Origin of the sequence: Streptomyces lunaelactis, from assembly GCF_003054555.1 — a bacterium.
GTDB classification, from domain to species: domain Bacteria; phylum Actinomycetota; class Actinomycetes; order Streptomycetales; family Streptomycetaceae; genus Streptomyces; species Streptomyces lunaelactis.
This window is the reverse complement of record NZ_CP026304.1, coordinates 5,931,768-5,954,839: the sequence shown is the minus strand read 5'-3', so window position 1 is coordinate 5,954,839 and position 23,072 is coordinate 5,931,768. Positions and strand designations below refer to the sequence as shown.

At 70.2% G+C, this 23,072-nt stretch carries 14 protein-coding genes; 6 read left to right on the top strand and 8 right to left on the bottom strand.

Going from position 1 to position 23,072, the window contains the following annotated elements:
• Nucleotides 1-157 precede the first annotated feature (157 nt).
• Nucleotides 158-529, bottom strand: coding sequence for an ArsR/SmtB family transcription factor (locus SLUN_RS27600; RefSeq protein ID WP_108152696.1), 372 nt, complete (start codon nt 527-529; stop codon nt 158-160).
• 467 nt (nt 530-996) lie between these two features.
• On the opposite strand from SLUN_RS27600, the gene SLUN_RS27595 reads away from it, so the two are divergent.
• The gene (locus SLUN_RS27595) at nt 997-3,033 is read left to right on the top strand and encodes a M4 family metallopeptidase (protein WP_108152695.1); all 2,037 of its coding nucleotides are present in this window, start codon (nt 997-999) and stop codon (nt 3,031-3,033) included.
• An 85-nt stretch (nt 3,034-3,118) separates the two neighbouring features.
• On the opposite strand, the gene SLUN_RS27590 is transcribed toward SLUN_RS27595, so the two are convergent.
• The 7 genes from SLUN_RS27590 to SLUN_RS27560 form a co-directional block, all read right to left on the bottom strand.
• Nucleotides 3,119-4,357, bottom strand: a complete 1,239-nt coding sequence (locus SLUN_RS27590; protein ID WP_108152694.1) for an alginate lyase family protein — start codon at nt 4,355-4,357, stop codon at nt 3,119-3,121.
• 251 nt (nt 4,358-4,608) lie between these two features.
• Nucleotides 4,609-7,269, bottom strand: coding sequence for an alpha-glucan family phosphorylase (gene glgP / locus SLUN_RS27585; protein ID WP_108152693.1), 2,661 nt, complete (start codon nt 7,267-7,269; stop codon nt 4,609-4,611).
• 138 nt (nt 7,270-7,407) lie between these two features.
• Nucleotides 7,408-8,694: a flavin-dependent oxidoreductase gene (locus SLUN_RS27580; RefSeq protein WP_108152692.1), complete on the bottom strand. Its 1,287-nt coding sequence runs from the start codon at nt 8,692-8,694 to the stop codon at nt 7,408-7,410.
• Nucleotides 8,695-8,725: 31 nt separating this feature from the next.
• Nucleotides 8,726-9,865 (bottom strand): monodechloroaminopyrrolnitrin synthase PrnB family protein, encoded by a 1,140-nt coding sequence (locus SLUN_RS27575; protein ID WP_108152691.1) that lies wholly within the window; start codon nt 9,863-9,865, stop codon nt 8,726-8,728.
• Nucleotides 9,866-9,960: 95 nt separating this feature from the next.
• Nucleotides 9,961-11,376: an MFS transporter gene (locus SLUN_RS27570; protein ID WP_108152690.1), complete on the bottom strand. Its 1,416-nt coding sequence runs from the start codon at nt 11,374-11,376 to the stop codon at nt 9,961-9,963.
• Complete coding sequence (locus SLUN_RS27565; RefSeq protein WP_108152689.1) at nt 11,373-12,824, bottom strand: 4-hydroxyphenylacetate 3-hydroxylase family protein; 1,452 nt, start codon at nt 12,822-12,824, stop codon at nt 11,373-11,375. The genes SLUN_RS27570 and SLUN_RS27565 overlap by 4 nt, the downstream gene beginning before the upstream one ends.
• A 103-nt stretch (nt 12,825-12,927) precedes the next feature.
• Nucleotides 12,928-13,881, bottom strand: a complete 954-nt coding sequence (locus SLUN_RS27560) for an AraC family transcriptional regulator (RefSeq protein WP_108152688.1) — start codon at nt 13,879-13,881, stop codon at nt 12,928-12,930.
• A 118-nt stretch (nt 13,882-13,999) separates the two neighbouring features.
• On the opposite strand from SLUN_RS27560, the gene SLUN_RS27555 reads away from it, so the two are divergent.
• From SLUN_RS27555 to glgB, 5 genes are all read left to right on the top strand, one after another.
• Nucleotides 14,000-14,929 (top strand): SDR family oxidoreductase, encoded by a 930-nt coding sequence (locus tag SLUN_RS27555; protein WP_175312976.1) that lies wholly within the window; start codon nt 14,000-14,002, stop codon nt 14,927-14,929.
• Between the two features lie 463 nt (nt 14,930-15,392).
• A complete protein-coding gene (locus SLUN_RS27550; RefSeq protein WP_108152687.1) occupies nt 15,393-17,393 on the top strand; it encodes an alpha-1,4-glucan--maltose-1-phosphate maltosyltransferase in 2,001 nt (666 codons plus the stop codon).
• Complete coding sequence (treS, locus tag SLUN_RS27545; RefSeq protein ID WP_108152686.1) at nt 17,390-19,096, top strand: maltose alpha-D-glucosyltransferase; 1,707 nt, start codon at nt 17,390-17,392, stop codon at nt 19,094-19,096. The genes SLUN_RS27550 and treS overlap by 4 nt, the downstream gene beginning before the upstream one ends.
• A 154-nt stretch (nt 19,097-19,250) precedes the next feature.
• Nucleotides 19,251-20,633 (top strand): maltokinase N-terminal cap-like domain-containing protein, encoded by a 1,383-nt coding sequence (locus SLUN_RS27540; RefSeq protein ID WP_108152685.1) that lies wholly within the window; start codon nt 19,251-19,253, stop codon nt 20,631-20,633.
• 227 nt (nt 20,634-20,860) lie between these two features.
• On the top strand, nt 20,861-23,071 hold the full coding sequence (gene glgB / locus SLUN_RS27535) for a 1,4-alpha-glucan branching enzyme (protein WP_217504971.1): 2,211 nt from the start codon (nt 20,861-20,863) through the stop codon (nt 23,069-23,071).
• The last annotated feature ends 1 nt before the right edge of the window (nt 23,072 follow it).

Sequence of the window (23,072 nt, the reverse complement as noted above, 5' to 3'; positions counted from 1 at the left end):
TACAAACGGTGACCCAGTCGGGAACTATAGCTGTGCATCTATATAGGCAATCGCCTCTATGTGCATGTCGGGCGCATAGAAAAGAGGGCGGAAGCTATTTCCCTCCACCCTCAGGCGTGCGTTTCGGAAAGCGCTTGAGTCTCCGCCCAGGCCGTCTTCAGAGGGAAGCGACGGGTGAGCTCAGGATCCGCCGTACGGCTTCCATGCCCACCCGGTCGACCGAGTACCAGACCCAGGTGCCGCGCTTCTCGCGCGACAGCAGGCCGGCCGTGGCCATGGTCTTCAGATGGTGGCTTATGGTCGGCTGCCGCAGCCCGAGCTTCTCGGTGAGGTTGCCGACGCAGGCCTCACCGCCGGGCGCGGTCTGTATCAGGTGCAGCAGCTGCAGCCGGGTGGGGTCGGCGATCGCCTTCAGCACGCGGGCGGTGCGCTGGACCTGCTCACGGTCCGCGAGGGGTGCGGTCAGCGAGGGTGCGCACGGCCCGGTGACCCCCTCGCCCGATTGCGGGCCCGGTATAAAGACACTCATCTATGCAGCATACGAAGCGCCCTCCCCCGGAAAGCGGGCCGATCACTTCCCGGTCCATCTGTTCACTTGGAGTTCACCTTCACTGCCGCCGCAGGGCCCCTCGCTTCCGCTGCCGCACGGGCGCCCGGAACGAGCCACAGTTCGAGGTGATCGCCACGACCGGGAACCAGCCCGCACTCAACACCCCGTTCACACAGCACGAGTTGGGGATGAACCTCGAAACACTCGCTGAGTCCGGCCTGCGCGAACGTTCGACGGCGTCGCGGTGATGATCGACGAAACGTCCGCTTAACGAACATGACCAATCGGGCAGCGGACGATTTCCGGCCAACTTGTTGACGCGGTCCTGACAGCAACCGTTCACTGCTGCCACTCTTCCTGCGATCCACGCTCCACATGTGCTCCGCATGCTCTGCCCGGCCGGCCCCACCCAGCCGACCGGTACCCCCCTCGCAGAAGGAGTTCGCGTGAGACCCACGCCTCGCCGGCGCGCCACAGCGACCGGAGCTCTCATAGCCACCGCAGCCCTCCTCGCGGTCGGCTTCCAGACCGGCACCTCCTCGGCCGACCCGGCGTCAACCGCCGTGCCGGCGGCGGCGAAAGCGGGGAAGGCCGACCCCGGCGCCCTGCCGCTGACCCTCTCCCCCGCCCAGCGCGCGGAGCTGATACGCAAGCAGAGCGCCACCACGGCGGCCACCGCCAAGGAACTGGGCCTCACCGCCCAGGAGAAGCTCGTCGTCCGGGACGTCACGCAGGACCGCGACGGCACCACGCACACCCGCTACGAGCGCACCTACGCCGGACTCCCGGTCCTCGGCGGCGACCTCGTGGTCGCCGAGACCAAGGCGGGCGCCACCGAGTCGGTCACCAAGGCGTCGGCGGCCGTCCTCAAGAACGTGGACACCAGCGCCGACGTCGCCCCGGCCACCGCCGAGAAGCAGGCGCTGGGTGCGGCCAAGGCGGAGGGTTCGGCGAAGACCAAGGCCGACCGCGCGCCGCGCAAGGTGGTCTGGATGGCGAAGGGCACGCCGGCCCTCGCGTACGAGACCGTCGTCGGCGGCATCCAGCACGACGGCACCCCGAACGAGCTGCACGTCGTCACCGACGCCACCACCGGGGCGAAGCTCTTCGAGTGGCAGGCGGTCGAGAACGGCACCGGCAACACCCAGTACAGCGGCCAGGTCACCCTCGGCTCGACCCAATCGGGCTCGACCTACAACCTGACCGACGCCGGCCGCGGCAGCACCAAGACGTACAACCTCAACCGCGGCACCTCCGGCACCGGGACGCTGTTCTCGGGCCCCGACGACATCTGGGGCAACGGCCAGGCCTCCAACTTGGAGACCGCGGGTGCCGACGCCGCGTTCGGCGCCGGGATCACCTGGGACTACTACAAGAACGTCCACGGCCGCTCCGGCATCCGCGGTGACGGCGTCGGCGCGTACTCCCGGGTCCACTACGGCAACAACTACGTCAACGCGTTCTGGCAGGACAGCTGCTTCTGCATGACGTACGGCGACGGCTCGGGCAACGCCAAGCCGCTCACCTCGATCGACGTGGCCGCGCACGAGATGACGCACGGCGTCACCGCCGCCACCGCGAAGCTCGTCTACAGCGGCGAGTCCGGTGGTCTCAACGAGGCGACCTCCGACATCTTCGCCGCGGCCGTCGAGTTCTACGCCAACAGCGCCCAGGACAAGGGTGACTACCTGGTCGGCGAGAAGATCGACATCAACGGCGACGGCACCCCGCTGCGCTACATGGACAAGCCGAGCAAGGACGGCGCGTCCAAAGACGCCTGGTACTCGGGCATCGGCGGGATCGACGTCCACTACTCCTCGGGCCCGGCGAACCACTGGTACTACCTGCTCTCCGAGGGCAGCGGCGCCAAGACCATCAACGACGTCAGCTACGACTCGCCGACCTCCGACGGTCTGCCCGTGACCGGCATCGGCCGCGACAAGGCCTCGCTGATCTGGTTCAAGGCGCTCACCACGAAGTTCAACTCCACGACCAACTACGCGGCCGCCCGCACCGGCACCATCGCGGTCGCGACGGAGCTGTACGGAGCCACCAGCGCCGAGGTCAAGGCCGTGACCGACGCGTGGGCCGGCATCAACGTCGGCGGCCGCCCCGGCGGCGGCGACCCCGACCCGGGCACCGTCTTCGAGAACACCACCGACGTCTCCATCCCGGACAACGCCGGTGCGGTCACCTCGACGGTCACGGTCTCCGGCCGCACGGGCAACGCCCCGAGCACGCTCAAGGTGGCCGTGGACATCATCCACACCTGGCGCGGTGACCTGGTCGTCGACCTGCTCGCCCCGGACGGCACGGTGTACCCGCTGAAGCCGTTCAGCTCGTCCGACTCGGCGGACAACGTCCAGGCGACGTACACGGTCAACGCCTCGTCCGAGGTCGCGAACGGTGCCTGGAAGCTGCGGGTCCAGGACAAGGCGGCGCTGGACGTCGGCTACATCAACAGCGTCAAGCTCACCTTCTGAGCCTTGCCGTAAACAGTGAGGAAGCTGCCCGGGGCCCATGGCCCCGGGCAGCTTCCGCGTTCCGTGCCGCAGCGGTCGGGCCGGCCTATGCCGTGTTGCCCGCGTGGGTGAGCGTTTCCCAGGCGACGAACAGGTTGTTGGACCCGGCCGGTCGCTGCTGCTCGGTGAGGCGCTGGGTGTTGGTCATGCCGATGCCCATGCGGTTGTGCAGGGCGTTGAAGCCGACCTCGGTGATGGGGCCGAGCTTGTCCTTGAGGCTGCCGTTGCAGAGATTGCCGGGCACGGGCTCGCCGAGCTGGTACTTGGCGTGCAGGCCCAGCGCGTGACGGAGCCGTTCGGCGACCTCGGGGTAGAGGTCCTGGCCCTGGATGCGGCTGGTCTCGGCGATGTGCGAGATGGCGGAGAGTCCGTATCCGGTGTGGGTGAGATCGCGGCAGGTCTCCTGGCTGAGCCCGTTCATGAAGGTCGACTGGCCCTGCCAGTACCCGATGATCTCGTCGCGGGTGTCGAGACCGGAGCCGGGCGCGGTCTTGGGCAGGGAGCCGTCCGAGGTCACGTAGATGTACGCGGGGACGCGGCCGCGGAATTTGGTGACGGCCTTGTCGTAGGCGCCGCGGTCCTCCAGGAAGACCGCGATGCCGATCGCGGCCTCGACCATGCTCAGCTCCCAGTTGCCGTTGGAGTGCGAGCCGTTGATGACCTTCGGAAGGTAGACGTTGCGCAGCATGGTGCCGAAGCGGCCGGAGTTCGGCCAGCTGCTGTAGGTGTACTTGACGATCTCGGCGGCCCGCGGCCAGGAGGAGCCGGCCCAGCCGGTCTGCAGCGGGGCGTTGCTGTTGGTGTGGTCCTTGATCACGGCGGACCAGGCGTCCATGATCTCGATCGACTTCGTGGCGTAGCGGCTGTCTCCGCCGATGTACCAGGCCAGCGAGAGGGTGTACGCGGCGATCGCGTCCTCGCGCTCGTCCGTGCAGCCGTTGTTGGGGTTGGAGTACGAGCCGCACTCGACGATCGCGCGCGGCTTGGCGGTACGGGTGAGCGAGGCGTACTTGCTGCCGAGCATCTGGTCGTAGGCGCCCTTCCAGGGCTGGGCGCCGGCCTGGACCTTGGCCTTCACGAAGTCGAGCTGGGGACGGCTGACGAGTACGCCGGGGTGGGTGAAGTTCACGGGGGCGGCGGCGAGTTGGGCGTGGGCGGGCGTCTCTTTCACGGCCGAGGCCGGGGCTGTCAGCACCGCGGCGAGCACTGAGGCCAGGACGGTGGCGAGAGCCGTCATCAGCAGTTTGGGTCTGCGCAGGGCGTGCGTGGTGGATCCGGTACGCATGGGGGTTGCCTTCCGGGTGGGGGCCATCCAACGAGGTTCACTCACATGAACGCTGGATGTGAGAGTGAACTGAAGCGTGGATCTGGAAGTTAGGGGCATCCCATGAGCACGTCAAGGCTTGACTTCAGGACATGAAGAAAGTCGCGAGGAAGGCCGTGGGCAAAGTCGCGGCCGGAGGGGCGAACGGCGAGGCGGGCGCGGGCCATTGGCCCGCGCCCGCCCGGCGCCTCACCACACCGCGGTCCGGTGCGTCAGCGCATCAGCACTCCCGCGCCCTCCCCCGTCGCCTCCGTCGGCAACGCCACCAGACCCAGGTCCGCGCTGGCGGCGAGCAGTCGGTGGGCCGGGAGGATGCGCACCGTGTAGCCGAAGGGGCCCGTGCTGTCGAGGGCGAGCGGCCCCTCGTAGACCCAGCGGCCCTCCAGGTCGGGACCGCCCGTCGGCTTCAGCGGGAAGTTCTGGGCGCCGGCGATCGCGTCGTCGGAGTCGACGCGGCCCGCCACCGCCTGTACCTCCACATCGTCCGGCTGGAGTTCGCCGAGGGCGACCCGCACCCGCAGGGCGAGGGTTGAGCCGAGCTCCGCCGTGCCGCCCGCCGCGGCCGCCTGTTCCAGCGCCTCCACATGGTCGACGGCCACCCACGGCCAGGCGGCGCGCACCCGGGACTTCCAGGCCGCAAGCTCCCTTGCCGTATCGGCGTTCAGGGAACGGTGGGCCCGGGCCGCGGGGGCGTACAGACGCTCCACGTACTCGCGCACCATGCGGCCCGCGAGCACCTTGGGGCCGAGCGTCGTCAGCGTACGGCGGACCATTTCGATCCAGCGTCCGGGCAGTCCACTGCCGTTGCGGTCGTAGAAGCGGGGGGCCACCCGCTCCTCGATCAGCTCGTACAGCGCGGCCGCCTCCAGATCGTCGCGCCGGTCGTCGTCGGTCGCCGAGCCGTCCGCGGTCGGGATGGCCCAGCCGAAGTCCGGCTCGAACCACTCGTCCCACCAGCCGTCCAGCACCGACAGATTGAGGCAGCCGTTCAGCGCCGCCTTCATCCCGCTCGTCCCGCACGCCTCCAGCGGCCGCAGCGGATTGTTCAGCCACACATCGCAGCCCGGGTAGAGCTTCTGCGCCATCGCCATGCCGTAGTCGGGCAGGAAGACGATGCGATGACGGACGCGCGGATCGTCCGCGAATCGCACCAGCTCCTGGACCAGCCGCTTCCCGCTGTCGTCCGCCGGATGCGCCTTGCCCGCGACGACGATCTGGACCGGGCGGGTCGGGTGCAGCAGCAGTTCCATCAGCCGGTCGCGGTCGCGCAGCATCAGCGTGAGCCGTTTGTACGAGGGGACCCTGCGGGCGAAGCCGATGGTGAGCACGTCCGGGTCCAGGACCCCGTCGATCCAGCCCAGTTCGGCCGCGCCGGCGCCGCGCTGCCGCCAGGAGGCGTTCAGCCGCGACCGCACCTCCAGGACCAGCTGCTCGCGCAGCGCGCGCCGCAGCTCCCAGATGTCGGCGTCCGCGATGTCGGCCACGGCGTCCCAGCGTTCGGAGCCGCCCACGGACAGGGCGTCCTCGGCCCGGCTCACCCCGATCTGGCGCACCCCGAGGCGGAACACCTCGGGCGCCACCCAGGTGGGCGCGTGCACCCCGTTGGTGACGGAGGTGATCGGCACCTCCTCGGCGTCGAAGCCCGGCCACAGACCGGCGAACATGCCGCGGCTCACGGCCCCGTGGAGCGTGGAGACCCCGTTGGCGCGCTGGGCCAGCCGCAGCCCCATCACCGCCATGTTGAAGAGATTGGGCTCGCCGCCCGGATAGGTCTCCATGCCGAGCTGGAGCACCTTCTCGACCGGCACTCCCGCCAGCTCCCCGCGCTCGCCGAAGTGCCGGGCGACGAGCTCGCGGTCGAAGCGGTCGATGCCGGCGGCCACGGGGGTGTGCGTGGTGAAGACGGTGCCCGCCCGCACCGCCTCCAGGGCCGCGTCGAAGTCCAGACCCGTGTCACCCAGTTCGCGGATGCGCTCCAGGCCGAGGAAACCGGCGTGGCCCTCGTTGGTGTGGAACACCTCGGGCGCGGGGTGTCCGGTCAGCCGGCAGTACGCCCGTACCGCCCGCACTCCCCCGATCCCCAGCAGCATCTCCTGCAGCAGCCGGTGCTCGCTGCCGCCGCCGTACAGCCGGTCGGTGACCTCGCGCTCGCCGGGGCCGTTCTCCTCGACGTCCGAGTCGAGCATCAGCAGCGGTACACGGCCGACCCGCGCGACCCAGATATGGGCGCGCAGCGAGCGCCCGCCGGGCAGTGCGAGGGAGACCCGGCAGGGTGTCCCGTCGCCCTCCCGCAGCAGGCTCAGCGGCAGCTCGTTCGGGTCGAGCAGCGGATAGTGCTCCTGCTGCCAGCCGTCGCGGGACAGGGACTGGCGGAAGTAGCCGTGCCGGTAGAGCAGGCCGACCCCGATGAGCGGTACGCCGAGGTCGCTGGCGGCCTTGAGATGGTCTCCGGCGAGGATGCCGAGGCCGCCGGAGTACTGCGGGAGTGCGGCGGTGACGCCGAACTCGGGTGAGAAGTAGGCCACCGCGGCCGGGAACTCCGGCGCCTCGGGGTCGGTGTCCCCGGGGGCGCCGCTGTTGGCCTGGTACCACCTGCGGCCGTGCAGATAGTCGTCCAGGTCGTCGGCCGCGGCGGTCAGTCTGCGCAGAAAGCGCCGGTCCCCGGCCAGCTCGGCCAGTCGAGCGGCGGAGACGGCCCCGAGCAGCCGCACAGGATCGCCCCCGGCGGCCTGCCACCCCTCGGGGTCGACGGACTGGAAGAGGTCTCGGGTTTCGGTGTGCCAGGACCAGCGCAGATTGCGCGCGAGGTCGCTGAGCGGGCTGAGAGGTCCGGGGAGGACGGGGCGGACGGTGAATCGACGAATGGCCTTCACGGGTCCCACCTTCAAGGGGAGGTACGCATCCGAGGGGACGCACGACGGTGTGCGCCTCTCCGTCACCGACGACGTTAGTGCCAGCCCGCCCTCCGCAACCACGGCGTACGCCCCTCGGGCGGGCGTCCGCCGGGGCACTCAGCGCAGCGAACGCACCGAAAGGCCGTACGGGGAACCCTGGTTGACCCTCGCCGGGTCGAAGGCCCCGGTCGCCGCGTAACGGGCTGCGATCTCGGCGCGTTCCCGCGCCGGAATCACCTCCTCGATGTCGGTGAAGCCGCCGGGTGCCCGTTCGTGGGCGAGGTTGATGACGACCTCGGGGCCGAGCTGCCGGTTCGCCCGCTGGAGCTCGGTCATGGCCGGCCGGCGCTCCGCCTCGTACGCGGCCAGCGCGTGGGCCGGCTCGGAGTACCGGGCCATGGCGTGGGCGAGTGCGCGGCCGTCGACGATGGACTGGGTCGCGCCGTTGGAGCCGATCGGGTACATCGCGTGGGCCGCGTCGCCGATCAGCGTCGTACGGCCGTGGGACCAGCGCTCCAGGGGCTCGCGGTCCACCATCGGGTACTCGAAGGCCGTGTCGGCGGCGCGGAGGACCTCGGTGACGCTGACGCCGTCGAAGTCCCAGCCCTCGTAGTGGTGGAGGAACTTCTCGACGGGCACCTGCCGGTTCCAGTCTCCGCGCGTAGCGTCGTCGACGGCGTCGGCGGGCATCGCGAGCGCCCAGTTGACGAGGACCTCACCGGTGTCCTTGTCAGGCGAGGTCATCGGGTAGACCACGGCCTTCTGCCGGTCGTCGCCCGCGATGAACATGAACGTGCCGATCCGGTGGGCGGCCATCCTGGAGACGCCGCGCCACACCAGCATGCCGTTCCACGGCGGCTCGCCCTCGCCGGGGTTGAGCGCGGCCCGGACCGCCGAGCGGATGCCGTCGGCGCCGATGAGGAGGTCCGGTTCGAGGGAGGCCTTGCCGCGCCGGGCACCGTCGCGGTGCTCCAGCTGGACGCGTGGGCGCCCGTCCGGCATCGGCTCCACGCCGATGACGCGCACCCCGCCCACCAGGGCGCCCGCGCCGAGCCTTGTCCGTACCGCGTCGGCGAGCACCAGTTGGAGATCGCCGCGCTGGATGGAGAGCTGGGGCCAGTGGTATCCGGCGCCGAGGCCGCGCGGCTCGCGGGAGATGAGTCCGCCGCTGCGGTGGTAGTAGCGCAGCTCATGGGTGCGTACGGCTCGCTCCTCGAGACGGTCGAGCAGCCCGAGCGCGTCGAGTTCGCGTACCGCGTTGGGCATGATGTTGAGTCCGGCGCCGACCGGGTGGATCTCGGGGGCCGTCTCGACGACGGTGATCCGCTCGAATCCGGCGGTGTGCAGGGCGAGTGCCGCGGTGAGCCCCGCGATTCCACCGCCGGCGATCATTATGTGGGTCATGGGGTCGGACTTCCTTCGGCGGTCGGGACGGTCAGGGGGTGTTCGGCCGTTCGACGGAGCGGCGTACGAGGGTTTCGTTGTCCCGGGTCAGATCGAGTACCGAGCGCAGCAGTTCGATGGGGGCCCCGCCGCTGCCCATGTCGTAGAGCCGCACGTCCTCGCTGTACGCCTTGCGGGCGATGGTCATATGGCGGGCGCGGAAGGTCTTGAGGATGCGCAGCACCCGGGCGAGGGAGACCGCGGAGGCGGCGAGTTGCTGCGGCAGCCGGTCGACCGCCTCCCAGCTGATGGCCGCGGAGAGCTTGGAGACGGCGGAGGTGCCGCCCTGGTGCCTGGCGTAGTGGTCGCGCCAGGACGGGAGGCTGTACTGCACCGACTCGCGCAGGAACGCGTCGTACTTCGGGTTGCTGCGGTCGCACTGCCACAGGGTCAGATCGACCAGCCAGAGCGGCACCTGGGCGGCGGCCGGGCCCAGGTACTCGTGGCCCGCGACGTCGATCTCCTCGAAGTAGGAGCGCATCTCCTGCGCGAAGAAGACCGGCGAGACGTTGGCGACGGTGAAGTCGATGGAGTCCACCATGGCCTGCACATGCTGGGCGGTGCGGTCGAGGCAGAGTGCGAAGCCGGGGTCGTAGGGTTCCAGGCGGGCGAGCTCCGCGCAGGTGCCGAGCGCGGCGACCAGGCTGGGGAAGACCATCCGGACCGCGTCCTGGAGACTGGCCTCCATCCTGTCGCCGGTGTACATCCGCTGCCTGGCGCCGAGAGGGTTCCAGGTCGTGTAGTGGTGCACGGTGTCGCGCGGCACCATGTCGGTGCGCCGCCCCAGCTCCTCGAGCACCGGCAGGACTTCGGGCACGGCCGGGACGGGCTCGGTACCGTGGCGTTTGAGGGAGCCGAGGAGGATGCCGAGGTCGCGCATGGCGGCGAGCGCGTCGACGACGCTGAGTGCGGCGACCCGGTCGGGATCGGGCACCAGGGCGCGCAGGGCGACGGTGAGCGCGGGCACATCGGCGGCGGCGTTCATCGCGGGCAGTGCGGCCAGCATTGCGTCGGCGCCGAGCGGATCGGCCGCGCGTATCTCGGCTATCCGGTAGCGCGGTTCGCCGCGCAGATCGAGACCGGGCGCGACAAGGTCGTACAGGGTCAACGGAATGCCCCCCTTGGGCAACATCGGTTCAGTGGGTGGGATGCGGAGCGGCTCGCGTCACGCGGTCACCGGACGCTGAAGCCGCATGCGTACTCCGCACGCTTGCGCGCCGCACACGGTCACTCCACGGCGCCGCCTGTCCGGTCCTGGCGTGGCGACGCCATCGCGGGCACGGGCAGCCGCAGTCGTACGGAGAGCAGGGTGGCCAGGGCCGCGAAGGCGGCGCCGGCCAGCAGCGCGGACCGGAAACCCGCGGTCTGGGCGGCGGCCGACGAGCCGCCTGCGGCGGTGGCGACGCCCACCAGCACGGCGAGTCCGAGCACCGAGCCGAACTGCTGGCTGGTGTTGATGAGTCCGGAGGCGAGCCCGGTCTCCTCGGGCGCGGCCTCCGCGGTCGCGGCCACATTGGTGGTGACCATGACCAGCGGCAGGGCGACGCCGAGGACCAGGCTGGGCGCGAGAACGGTGCTGAGGAAGGTGCCGTCGGCGGCGAGAGCGAGCGCCAGCCAGACCATGCCCACGAACAGCAGTCCGAAGCCGAGCGTCATGGTGGACCCGAGCCCGATACGGAAGATGAGACGGCCGGTCTGCGGCGCGACGGCGACAACGGCCAGCGACAGCGGCAGCAGGCCGAGCCCGCCGGTCAGCGGGGACTGTCCGAGCACGCTCTGCAGATAGAGGCTGACCAGGAAGAACATCGGGAACAGCGCCATCTGGGCCAGCGCACTGAGGATGTTGGCGTCGCGCAGCGCGGGCCGTCGCAGTACGGCGGGCGGCACCAGCGGGCGGGCGACCCGCGACTCCACCACCGCGAACGCCGCCAGCAGGAGGAGTCCTGCGCCGCCTGCGGCGAGGGTGCGCGGGGAGGTCCAGCCCGCCTCGCCCGCGCCGACGAGTGCGTACGCCACCAGGCCGAGTCCGCCCGTCGCGGTGAGCGCGCCGCCGAGGTCGAAGCCGGACTGTGCGCTGCGCGTCCCCCCGTCGAGAACGCGCAGTGCGAGCAGCCCGAGCACCAGGGCGAGGAGCACATTGAGCCAGAACGTGGAGCGCCAGCCGAGCAGATCGGTGAGCACCCCGCCGAGCACGGTGCCCGTCACCCCGCCGAGCCCGCCCATCGCGGCGAACGCGCCGAGCGCCCTGTGCCGGTCCGGCCCGTCGGGGAAGAGGTTGAGCAACAGGGCGAAGGCCGCGGCGGCGGCGAGTGCGGCCCCCACGCCCTGCACCGCCCGCGCCGCGATCAGCTCGCCCGCGGTCCCCGCGATGCCTCCGGCCGCGGATGCGGCGGCGAGCAGGCCGAGTCCGGTGAGGTAGAGCCGCCGGTGGCCCAGCAGATCGGCGGTGCGGCCGCCGAGGAGCAGCAGCCCGCCGAAGGTGATCAGATACGCGTTGGCCACCCAGGACAGACCTGCCGAGCCCGAGCCGAGATCGTCGCCGACCGAGGGCAGCGCGACATTGATGATCGCGGTGTCCATGATCAGCAGCAGCTGGGTGGCGGCGAGCAGTGCGAGCGCGGCCCCCTTGCGGGCCGAGGTCACTTGTCGGTCCCCAGGTCCTGTCCGGCCGGAGGGAGACCGTAGCCGTCGAGACAGGCCCGGGCCAGCTCCTCGCAGTTCTCGGCGCCACCGGCCCACGTCTGCATGGTCAGATAGACGTGCGGGGCGCCGTGGTAGAAGCGCTCGTACTGCTCATGGCGGCCGGCGAACTCCGAACCGAGCGCGTCCCAGACCAGCTTGAGCAGCTTGATCCGGTCCTCGGCCGAACTCCCCGGCGCACGCAGATACTTCCTGACGACGGGACCGAGCTGCGGGTGGAGCAGATCCTCGGCGGACGCGGGCAGTTGGATGACGCCGCCGCCCGCGAGCAGCTTGATCTCCTGGACGGCGCGCGGGTAGAGCTCACCGGCCATGATGCGCTGGGCGAAGGAGATCTCCTGGCCCGGCCTGACGCCCCCGCGGCCGCCGTCGACCTGTTCGTAGCTCGCCTCCGCGGCGAGCACGAAGGCCTTGGCCTGGGCGACCATGCCGAGCAGCCGGCCGACCGACTGGGTGACGGCGGGGAGTTGGTACGTCTTGTTGGTGCGGGTCAGCAGGATCGCGAGGCCGGTGAGGAATTCGAGCTTGGTCCAGAAGCGGGTGGCCGCCTGGTGCCCGAAGTTGAGATAGGCGGGGGTCTGCCACCACATCGCGCCGGTCGCCTCGACGTTGCGGTACGTCAGCACCCGTTCCCACGGCACGAAGACGTCCTCGCACACGAGCAGCGCGTCGTTCTCGTCGAAACGGGAGGAGAGCGGGTTGTCGAAGACGCTGCGGGCCTGTGCCTCGTACGAGGTGCGCGAGACGAACCGCAGGCCGGGTGTGCCGATGGGCACCGAGAAGCACAGCGCGTGCTCCACGTCCCCCGGGGCCAGCGGCTCGATCGTGCCGACGATCACCTCGTCGGCGAAGACCGCACCGGTGCCGACCGTCTTGGCGCCGCTCACCACGATGCCGCCGTCCTTCTCGGCGACGACCCGCACCACCAGGTCGTCCTCCCCCTCGCCGGAGTGCGGGTTGGTGATGGTGAAGGCCGAGTACAGATCACCCTCGGCGAGCCTGCGGTGGTAGGCGAGGGCGTTGTCGGCGCCGTCGAAGGAGTCGGTGGTGAACAGCTGCGGCACGGCGGCGAATCCGGCCGCACCGCCCGCCATGTAGTCGGGCGAACGGCCCAGGAAGCCAAAGCTCGATTCCGCCCACACCTTGTACGCCTTGCGCCGCGCGACCAGGTCCTCGTACGAGCGCGGTACGGCGAAGGCGCGGTGGACACCGCCGGAGGTGAGCACTTCACGGTGCTCCGATTCGTGCGCCAGGTCGTAGAGGCGTGCGATCGACGACGCGGTGTTGCGGAAGGCGGCATGGCGGGTGACGTCCTTGACCCGTTCGCCGTCGAGCCACACCTCGCGCCCGTCCCGGAGCGAATCGAGGTATTCCTGGCCGGACCTGGTCAACGTCTCTCCTCAAACGGAACGTCCCCCGACATAGCCGAGCCTCGCTCCAGCCAGGGACAGTCGGCAATGAACGACCGTCCAGCGGTGATTAAGAACCAGCCAGTCATGCAGCTGAGGAGCTTCCTGATCGGTACTCTCCCGGCGTCTTCCCGTACCACTTGCGAAAGGCGAGGTGGAAACCGACGGCGCTCTGGTACCCGACGCGCTCCGGCACCGCGGACTGGGGCAGCGAGGTCTCGCCGAGCAGCCGGGCCGCCTCCTGCATCCGCCGGCCCGTCAGATGCCGTGCGGGCGCCTCGCCCACCAGGTCACGGAAGGCGGCGGTGAAGGCGGAGCGCGACATGCCCACCTCACGGGCGAGCGACTCGACGGTCCAGGGCTCGGCGAACCGGGTCGCCATCATCACCATCGCCTTGCTGATGCCGGGGTGGCGCAGCACGGGCAGCGACGAGGGATTGTCGGCCAGCTCGCACAGCAGCGGCCGCAGCGCGAGCACCAGCGCCATCTCGAACGCGCGTAGAGTGATCAGCCGGTCGCCCGGTCCTACTGGGCGGTCCGTGGTGGCGAGCAGCCGCAGGGTGTCGCGCAGCAGGGGCTCCTTGTCCACCTGGGAGCCGTCGAGCACCAGGGCCCAGGGCAGCGCCTTGTAGAGGTGCGTGGCGGCGCTCGCGTCGTAGTGCAGCCCGGCGCAGAGAAGCCGGCTCACGGGTCCCTCGCCCTCGATCCTGATCTCGCCGGAGGTGCCGGGCTCGCGCTCGGGCAGTACGGCGGCGAGCGCCACGCCGCGCCTGTCGGGCCGGTCGGAGAGCCGGTGGGCGGTGCCGGTGGGGAACAGGGCGAGGTCTCCCGCGTGCAGTTCGAGCGGGGTCTGGTCCGCGCCGGTGATCCAGCAGCCGCCCTCGGTGATGAAGTGCAGTACGGCGCAGCTCTGTTCCGCGTCACCCTCGATGGCCCAGGGAGCGCGGACATGCCACCGGCTGTCGAAGACCCCTGTGAGACGGAGGGGTTTCAGCAGTTCACTGAGGAGATCGTCGCCTTCGCGGTCCGTAGGTTCCATTGGACGATCCTTCAACCTCCGCCCCGGTTTGTTAATTGATTGGCCGAAGCCGCCGACGCGAGCCTGGAAGAGCCGTTCACGGCAGCAGCCACACCCTATCGAAGGGCTCTTCAGACTCATGTCCGATCACATTCCGATGCGCATCGCGGTTGTGGGGGCGACCGGCTTCCAGGGGGGCGCGACGGCCCGTCTGCTGGCCGAGCGGAAACACCGGGTCCGCACGCTGAGCCGCAGGCCCGAGGCGGACCGGCCGGAGCTCCCCGGCATCTCCGTCGCCGGGGGTGACCTCGGGCGCTACGAGGACGTTCGCCGGCTCTTCGAGGGAGCCACGCACGCCGCGGTGGTGATACCGCTGGTGTACCAGGCCGAGAAGGTCATGACGTACGCGCAGCACATCGCCAAGGCGGCCCGTGAGGCCGGGCTGCGGCGGCTGGTCTACAACTCCAACACCCGTGTCCCGGAGCGGTCCACGAATGTCGCGGCCTTCGAGACGCGCCGGCTGGCCGAGACGGTGGTCCGGGAGAGCCTCGCCCACAGCGGTGTGGAGGTGGTGGTCGTACGCCCGCCGGTCTATCTCGACAACCTCTTCAGCCCGTGGAACGGCCCGGCGCTGGTGAACGAGGGCGTGCTCGCCTACCCGCTGCCCGCCGAGGTGCCGACCGCCTGGATCTCGCACCGGGACCTGGCGGAGGCGGTGTACGCGGCGCTCACGGTGGAGGGCGTGGCAGGCCGCACCTTCGACATCGGCGGCGCGCAGACGCTGACGGGCCAGGAGCTGGCGACGGCGTTCGGGCAGGGTCTCGGGCGCGAGATCCGTTACGTAGAGCTGCAGCCGACGGTCTTCCAGCAGGGGCTCGCACACATCCTGGGCGCGGAGTCGGCGGCCGGGGTGGCGGGGATCTACCACTACATGGCGAGCGGCGCGGAGCCCGGCCTGCTGTCGGGTGACAACGGTGTCTCGGCGGAGGCGCTCTCGCTGAAGCCGGCGCCGGTGGACGAGTGGGTGGCCAGGCAGCCGTGGCAGATGTGGTCGGGTGAGGAGTCATGAGGAAGCCGAGGCCCGAGCCGAGCTGGGGCGCGTAGACAGTCCCTGCGAGCCGCCCACGGAGAGGAGACCGGTTCCGTCATCACGACGGGCCCGGTCTCTTTGCGTGTCGCAGACCCGATCGGACCCGCCAGGTTCTTGTGCAGCCACCAGCGGCCGCCCCGGCCCCTGGACCCCCAGCAGAACCCCGATCGGACCCGCCAGGTTCTTGTGCAGACACCTACGCCCTAGTAGTTAACAAACCACCGGATTGCCCACCCGAGGAGCGTGGGAAGGCTCCTCCGGTACGCATGCGATCGCACACCTCTCACAGCATTCTTTCCGCCCACCCGAGTGAACGCGGACAGGAGCGGCCATGCCCGCAGCCCGCCAGTCGTCGACTGAGCAGCTACAAAGAACACCCAAACCGCGTAAAAAGACTCAACACGCTCAATCCGCCCTGCCCGCACAGCCCTCAGGTGATCCCATGATCGGTCGCATTCCCGTCCTGGACGTCCGCCCCCTCGTCGACTGCGGAAGAAGACCAGCGAAAGCAGTGGCCGGTGAGACCTTCCAGGTCACCGCCACCGTCTTCCGCGAGGGTCATGACGCCGTCGCCGCCAATGTCGTACTGCGTGATCCCAGCGGCCGCCCCGGCCCCTGGACCCCCATGCGCGAGCTCACCCCCGGCACCGACCGGTGGGGCGCCGACGTCACTCCCGGTGCCGAGGGGCGCTGGACGTACGCCGTCGAAGGGTGGAGCGACCCCGTCGCCACCTGGCGGCACCACGCCCAGATCAAGATCCCCGCCGGTATCGACACCGCGCTCGTCCTGGCGGAGGGCGCCCAGCTCTACGAGCGGGCCGCCGCCGGGGTGCCCAAGAGCGACGGGCGGGAGGCCGTGCTCGCCGCGGTCGACGCCCTGCGCGACGAGACCCGTTCGGCAGCCGCCCGGCTCGCCGCCGCCCTCGCCCCGGACGCCGCCGCCGCGCTCAACCGCCACCCGCTGCGCGAACTGGTCACCGCCTCCCGCCCCTTGCCCCTCCTCGTCGAGCGGCAGCGCGCGCTGTACGGCTCCTGGTACGAGCTCTTCCCGCGCTCCGAGGGCGCGGTCGTGAGGGAGGGCGCACCGCCCGTCCCCGGCACCTTGCGCACCGCCGCCGAGCGGCTCCCGGCCGTCGCCGCGATGGGCTTCGACGTCGTCTATCTGCCGCCGGTCCACCCCATCGGCACGACCCACCGCAAGGGCCCCGACAACAGCCTCTCCCCCGGCGCGGACGATGTCGGGGTGCCCTGGGCGATCGGCTCCCCCGACGGCGGCCATGACGCGCTCCACCCCGGTCTCGGGACCATGGAGGACTTCGACCACTTCGTCGAGACGGCGGGCGCCCTGCGCATGGAGGTCGCGCTGGACTTCGCGCTCCAGTGCTCCCCCGACCACCCCTGGGTGACCGAGCACCCCGAGTGGTTCCACCACCGTGCCGACGGCTCCATCGCGTACGCCGAGAACCCGCCCAAGAAGTACCAGGACATCTACCCGATCGCCTTCGAGGCGGACATGCGCGGTCTGGTCCGCGAGACGCTGCGGGTGCTGCGTTTCTGGATGGACCACGGTGTACGGATCTTCCGCGTCGACAATCCGCACACCAAGCCCGTCGTCTTCTGGGAGAAGGTGATCGCGGACATCAACCGCAGCCATCCCGACGTGGTCTTCCTGGCCGAGGCGTTCACCCGTCCGGCGATGATGCACACCCTGGCCGCGATCGGGTTCCAGCAGTCGTACACGTACTTCACCTGGCGCAACACCAAGCAGGAGCTCACCGAGTACCTCACCGAGCTGTCCGGCGAGGCGGCCTCCTACATGCGGCCCAATTTCTTTGTCAACACCCCCGACATCCTGCACGCCTACCTCCAGCGGGGCGGCCGGCCCGCGTTCGAGGTACGGGCGGTGCTCGCCGCGACGATGGCCCCCTCCTGGGGGGTCTACGCCGGTTACGAGCTCTGTGAGAACACCCCGCTGCGGGACGGCAGCGAGGAGTACCTTCACTCGGAGAAGTACCAACTGCGCCCGCGCGACTGGGAGTCGGCGGAGCGTGAAGGCCGCACCATCGCCCCGCTGATCACCACTCTCAACCGGATCAGACGCCGCAATCCCGCCCTCCAGCAGCTGCGTGACATCCACTTCCACCCGACCGACAACGACGCGGTCATCGCGTACTCGAAATCCGCCGACGGCGCTTCCGGTTCGAACACCGTCGTCGTGGTCGCCAACCTCGACCCCCACCACACCCAGGAGGCCACGGTCTCGTTGGACATGCCGCACCTCGGCCTCGAATGGCACGAGAGCGCACCGGTGCGCGACGAGCTCACCGGCGAGACCTATCACTGGGGCAGGGCCAACTATGTGCGCCTCGAGCCGGGCATCACGCCCGCGCACATCGTCGTTCTGCGACCGTCCCCGCCGATCGGAGGGTCACCCACATCATGATCGTCAATGAGCCCGTCCACGACCTGTTCGAGGACACCCCCGCCAAGGACCGCGATCCCGACTGGTTCAAGCGGGCCGTCTTCTACGAAGTCCTCGTGCGGTCCTTCCAGGACAGCAACGGCGACGGCATCGGCGACCTCAAGGGCATCACCGCCAAACTTGACTATCTGCAGTGGCTGGGGGTCGACTGCCTCTGGCTGCCGCCGTTCTTCAAGTCACCACTGAGGGACGGCGGTTACGACGTCTCCGACTACACCGCCGTGCTGCCCGAATTCGGCGATCTCGCCGACTTCGTGGAGTTCGTCGACGCCGCCCACCAGCGCGGTATGCGCGTCATCATCGACTTCGTCATGAACCACACGAGCGATCAGCACCCGTGGTTCCAGGAGTCCCGCAACGACCCGGAAGGGCCGTTCGCCGACTACTACGTCTGGGCCGACGACGACAAACAGTTCGAGGACGCCCGGATCATCTTCGTCGACACCGAGACGTCCAACTGGACCTTCGACCCGGTCCGCAAGCAGTACTACTTCCACCGTTTCTTCTCGCACCAGCCCGATCTCAACTACGAGAACCCGGCGGTGCAGGAGGAGATCATCTCGGCGCTGCGCTTCTGGCTGGACCTGGGCATCGACGGCTTCCGGCTGGACGCCGTGCCGTATCTGTACAAGGAGGAGGGCACCAACTGCGAGAACCTCCCCGCCGCCCACACCTTCCTCAAGCACGTACGGAAGGTGATCGACGCCCACTACCCGGACACCGTGCTCCTCGCCGAGGCCAATCAGTGGCCGGAGGACGTCGTCGACTACTTCGGCGACTTCCCGGCCGGCGGCGACGAATGCCACATGGCGTTCCACTTCCCCGTGATGCCGCGGATCTTCATGGCGGTGCGGCGCGAGTCGCGCTATCCGGTCTCGGAAATCCTCGCCAAGACCCCGGCGATCCCGAAGAACTGCCAGTGGGGCATCTTCCTGCGCAACCACGACGAGCTCACGCTCGAGATGGTCACGGACGAAGAGCGCGACTACATGTACGCGGAGTACGCCAAGGACCCGCGGATGCGTGCCAATATCGGCATCCGCCGGCGGCTCGCGCCCCTGCTCGACAACGACCGCAACCAGATCGAGCTGTTCACCGCGCTGCTGCTGTCGCTGCCGGGATCGCCGATCCTGTACTACGGCGACGAGATCGGGATGGGCGACAACATCTGGCTGGGCGACCGGGACGCCGTACGGACCCCGATGCAGTGGACGCCCGACCGGAACGCGGGCTTCTCCTCCTGCGACCCCGGCCGGCTCTATCTCCCCACGATCATGGATCCGGTCTACGGCTACCAGGTCACCAATGTCGAGGCGGCGATGGCCTCGCCGTCATCGCTGCTGCACTGGACCCGGCGGATGATCGAGATCCGCAAGCAGAACCACGCCTTCGGCCTCGGTTCGTACACCGAACTGCCCTCGTCGAATCCGGCCGTGCTCGCCTTCCTTCGCGAGTACAAGGACGATCTCGTGCTCTGCGTCAACAATTTCTCGCGTTTCGCGCAGCCCACCGAGCTCGATCTGCGGGCCTTCGGCGGCCGGCATCCGGTGGAGCTGATCGGCGGGGTGCGGTTCCCCCCCATCGGCCAGTGGCCCTACCTGCTGACTCTCGCCGGGCACGGCTTCTACTGGTTCCGGCTCAGGAAGGACCAGGCCCCGACCTGAGGCACGGATGGGGAGAGGTATGTCACGCGGGGCGGTTTCCGCCGCCCCGCCCTGGGCACTCTCCCCCTCATCCCCGCGCGCCGCCGGACAGCCACAGCTGTAATCCGGGACACTCTGCGCATTCGTGGTGTACCCGGGGAAAGGACGCGATGCCATGTCGGAGGCTGCATCCACCCGGACTCTCGTCGCTCTTCTCCCGTCACTCGCCCCACTCCTGCACGAATGGCTGCCGCGGCAGCGCTGGTTCGCCGGCAAGGGCCGGCCGGTCACCGGCTTCTCGCTCGTCTCGGCGACCGAACTGCTGCCGCTGGACGGACCCGGCAGCGGGCTGCTGCATCTGCTCGTCCGGGTCCAGCAGCCGGGAGGGGGCGCCCAGGCTTCGAACGACTGCTATCAGCTCCTGCTCGGCGTGCGCGAGACCCTGCCGCCGTATCTCGCGCCCGCGCTGATCGGCCGTCCGGCGGAGGGTCCGCTGGCCGGACGGACGGTCTACGAAGGTCTGCACGATCCCCGGCTGGCCGAGCTGATCCTGGAGCGGCTGCGTACGCCCGGCTCGCTCGGGCCGCTGCGCTTCGACCGGTTCGACCGGGGCCCGGCCATCCCCGGCGGCCTCGCCGGGCGCCCGCTGGACGTCGAACAGTCCAACTCCTCGCTGGTGTACGGCGATGCGTACATCCTCAAGCTCTTCCGCCGGGTCCACCCCGGCCCCAACCCCGATCTGGAACTGCCGCTCGCGCTCGCCCGCGCGGGCTGCGACCGGGTGCCGGCGCCCGTCGCCTGGTACGAGTCGACCACGCCGGAGCCGTACACCCTCGGCGTGCTGCAGCCCTTCCTGCGCGGCTCGCAGGACGGCTGGCTGCTCGCGCTGGACTCACTGGCCGGCGGGCGCTCCTTCACCGACGAGGCCCGTGCGCTCGGCCGGGTGACCGCAGAGGTCCATGCGGCGCTGGCGAGCGAGCTGCCGACGGTGATGGTGCGCAGCCCGCAGACCGAGCAGCTGGCGGCCGCGATGTCGGAGCGGCTGGACGCGGCCGCACAGGCGGTGCCCGCCCTGCAGCCGTACGTGCCCCGGCTGCGCGCGGCCTTCGACGCGCTCGCCGCGCCGGGCCGGGGCGGCGACGGCTGGCGGGCCCAGCGCGTCCACGGAGATCTCCATCTGGGCCAGACGCTGCGCGGCGCCGGTTCCGCGGGCGGCCACTGGTCGGTCATCGACTTCGAGGGCGAGCCCGCGCGCCCGCTCACCGAACGGCGCAGGCCGCAGCCCCCGGTGCGGGATGTCGCCGGGATGCTCCGCTCGTTCGACTACGCGGCGCGCACGCACCGCCCGTGGAACCCTTCCTGGGCGGAGCGCTGCCGTACGGCGTACTGCGAGGGCTACGCCGAGGTCTCCGGCGCGGATCCGCGCACCGAACCCGAACTGCTGCGTGCGTACGAGACGGACAAGGCCGTGTACGAAGTCGTGTACGAGGCCAGGAACCGCCCCGACTGGCTGCCGGTTCCGATGGCGGCCATCGACCGACTGGCCGCCCTCACCTGATCGCCGCCCTCGCCTGATCCACAGATCCACCCGCCGCCCAAGGAGGCCGACCCCCCGTGACCGCCCGACCCTCGTCCCGCAATTCGTCCGACCCCGATGTACCGAAGCGGCCGGCCGACACCGAACCGCGCCACGAGCAGCCCGCGCCCGCCGCGCCCCGGCCGCGCGCCGGCGGCAGTCATGGCGTACGGGCGGCGCACCCGCTCGCGGACGGGGACAGGGAGCGGCTGCTGAGCGGCGCCCACCACGATCCGCACGGGCTGCTCGGCGCGCACTCGGTGCGGGGCGGCCTCGAGCTGCGCGTGCTGCGCCCGTACGCGCGGGCGGTGACCGTGCTCTCCAAGGGGCTGCGGGCCGAGCTGCACGAGGACGGCGACGGGTTCTTCTCGGGGGTGCTGCCGCTGCGTACGGCCCCGGAGTACCAGCTGCTGGTCGCCTACGGCAGCGACGGCGACGTTGACGAGACCGTGGCCGACAGTGAGTCCGAGGCCGAGGCCGAGGGCACGCACGAGATCGAGGTGCAGGACCCGTACCGCTTCCTGCCCTCTCTCGGCGAGCTCGATCTGCACCTGATCGGCGAGGGCCGGCACGAGGAGCTGTGGAACGCGCTCGGTGCCCAGCCGATGGCGCACCAGGGCGTCACCGGCACCCGGTTCACCGTCTGGGCGCCCAACGCCCGCGGGGTGCGGGTCGCCGGCGACTTCAACTACTGGGACGGCACCGGGTATCCGATGCGCTCGCTCGGCTCGACGGGCGTCTGGGAGCTGTTCCTCCCGGGGGTGAGCGAGGGCGCGCTCTACAAGTTCGACATCACCCGCCCCGACGGCTCGCACACTATGCGCGCCGACCCGATGGCGCGGCGCACCGAGGTGCCGCCCGCCAACGCCTCGATCGTGACCGAGTCCCACCATGTGTGGCACGACGAGGAGTGGATGGCACACCGCGGCGACGTGCCCGTGCACGAGTCGCCCTTCTCCGTCTACGAGGTGCACCTCGCGTCCTGGCGGCCGGGACTGACCTACCGCCAGCTGGCCGTCCAACTACCGGCGTACGTCAAGGACCTGGGCTTCACCCATGTCGAGCTGATGCCGGTCGCCGAGCATCCCTTCGGCGGCTCCTGGGGCTATCAGGTCACCGGCTTCTACGCCCCGACCTCCCGGATGGGCACCCCCGACGACTTCCGCTTCCTCGTCGACGCCCTGCACCGGGCGGGCATCGGGGTGCTGGTGGACTGGGTGCCTGCGCACTTCCCGAAGGACGACTGGGCGCTGGCGGAGTTCGACGGCCGTTCGCTGTACGAGCACGAGGACCCGGCCAGGGCCGCGCATCCCGACTGGGGCACGCTCGAGTTCGACTACGGCCGCAAGGAGGTGCGCAACTTCCTGGTCGCCAACGCCACGTACTGGTGCGAGGAGTTCCATATCGACGGCCTGCGGGTGGACGCCGTCGCCTCGATGCTCTACCTCGACTACTCCCGCGAACACGGCGAGTGGACGCCGAACGAACACGGCGGCCGGGAGAACCTGGACGCCGTCGCCTTCCTCCAGGAGATGAACGCCACGGTCTACCGGCGGTGCCCCGGTGTCATCACGGTCGCCGAGGAGTCCACGGCCTGGGACGGCGTCACCCGGGCCACCCACCATGTCGGCCCCGGCGGCTTCGGCGGTCTCGGGTTCGGCCTGAAGTGGAACATGGGCTGGATGCACGACTCGCTGGGCTATGTCTCGCACGAGCCGGTGCACCGCAAGTTCCACCACAACGAGATGACGTTCTCGATGGTGTACGCGTACAGCGAGAACTATGTCCTGCCGATCTCGCACGACGAGGTGGTGCACGGCAAGCAGGCGCTGGTCAGCAAGATGCCGGGCGACTGGTGGCAGCAGCGCGCCAACCACCGCGCGTATCTCGGCTTCATGTGGGCGCACCCGGGCAAGCAGCTGCTCTTCATGGGCCAGGAGTTCGCCCAGGGCGCCGAGTGGTCGGAGGGCCACGGCCCGGACTGGTGGCTGCTGGATCCGTCGTACTCGGCGGAGGCGGACCACCGCGGGGTGCGGCATCTGGTCGGCGATCTGAACGCGGTGTACGGCGCGACCCCGGCCCTCTGGCAGCGGGACACCGAGCCCGAGGGCTTCGCATGGGTGGACGGCGACGCGGCCGAGGACAATGTCTTCGCCTTCCTCCGCTACGACGCCTCGGGCACGCCGCTGCTCGCCATCAGCCACTTCTCGCCGGTGGTCCGCCACGAGTACCGCCTCGGTGTACCGGACTCGGTCCAGGCCTGGACCGAGGTCCTGAACACGGACGCGGCACGCTACGGCGGCAGCGATGTTCTCAACCCGGACCCGCTGAAGCCGGAATCGGTCCCCTCGCACGGCCGCCGGGCGAGCATCCAGCTGACGCTGCCACCGCTGGCGACGCTCTGGCTGCGGCCCGCGTAGG

Coding starts and splice junctions, on each gene's coding strand:
- SLUN_RS27575 (WP_108152691.1), bottom strand. CDS start 9,865: ATGTTGCCCAAGGGGGGCATTCCGTTGACCCTGTACGACCTTGTCGCG.
- SLUN_RS27580 (WP_108152692.1), bottom strand. CDS start 8,694: ATGACCCACATAATGATCGCCGGCGGTGGAATCGCGGGGCTCACCGCG.
- SLUN_RS27560 (WP_108152688.1), bottom strand. CDS start 13,881: ATGGAACCTACGGACCGCGAAGGCGACGATCTCCTCAGTGAACTGCTG.
- SLUN_RS27540 (WP_108152685.1), top strand. CDS start 19,251: ATGTCGGAGGCTGCATCCACCCGGACTCTCGTCGCTCTTCTCCCGTCA.
- SLUN_RS27600 (WP_108152696.1), bottom strand. CDS start 529: ATGAGTGTCTTTATACCGGGCCCGCAATCGGGCGAGGGGGTCACCGGG.
- SLUN_RS27590 (WP_108152694.1), bottom strand. CDS start 4,357: ATGCGTACCGGATCCACCACGCACGCCCTGCGCAGACCCAAACTGCTG.
- treS (WP_108152686.1), top strand. CDS start 17,390: ATGATCGTCAATGAGCCCGTCCACGACCTGTTCGAGGACACCCCCGCC.
- SLUN_RS27555 (WP_175312976.1), top strand. CDS start 14,000: ATGTCCGATCACATTCCGATGCGCATCGCGGTTGTGGGGGCGACCGGC.
- SLUN_RS27550 (WP_108152687.1), top strand. CDS start 15,393: ATGATCGGTCGCATTCCCGTCCTGGACGTCCGCCCCCTCGTCGACTGC.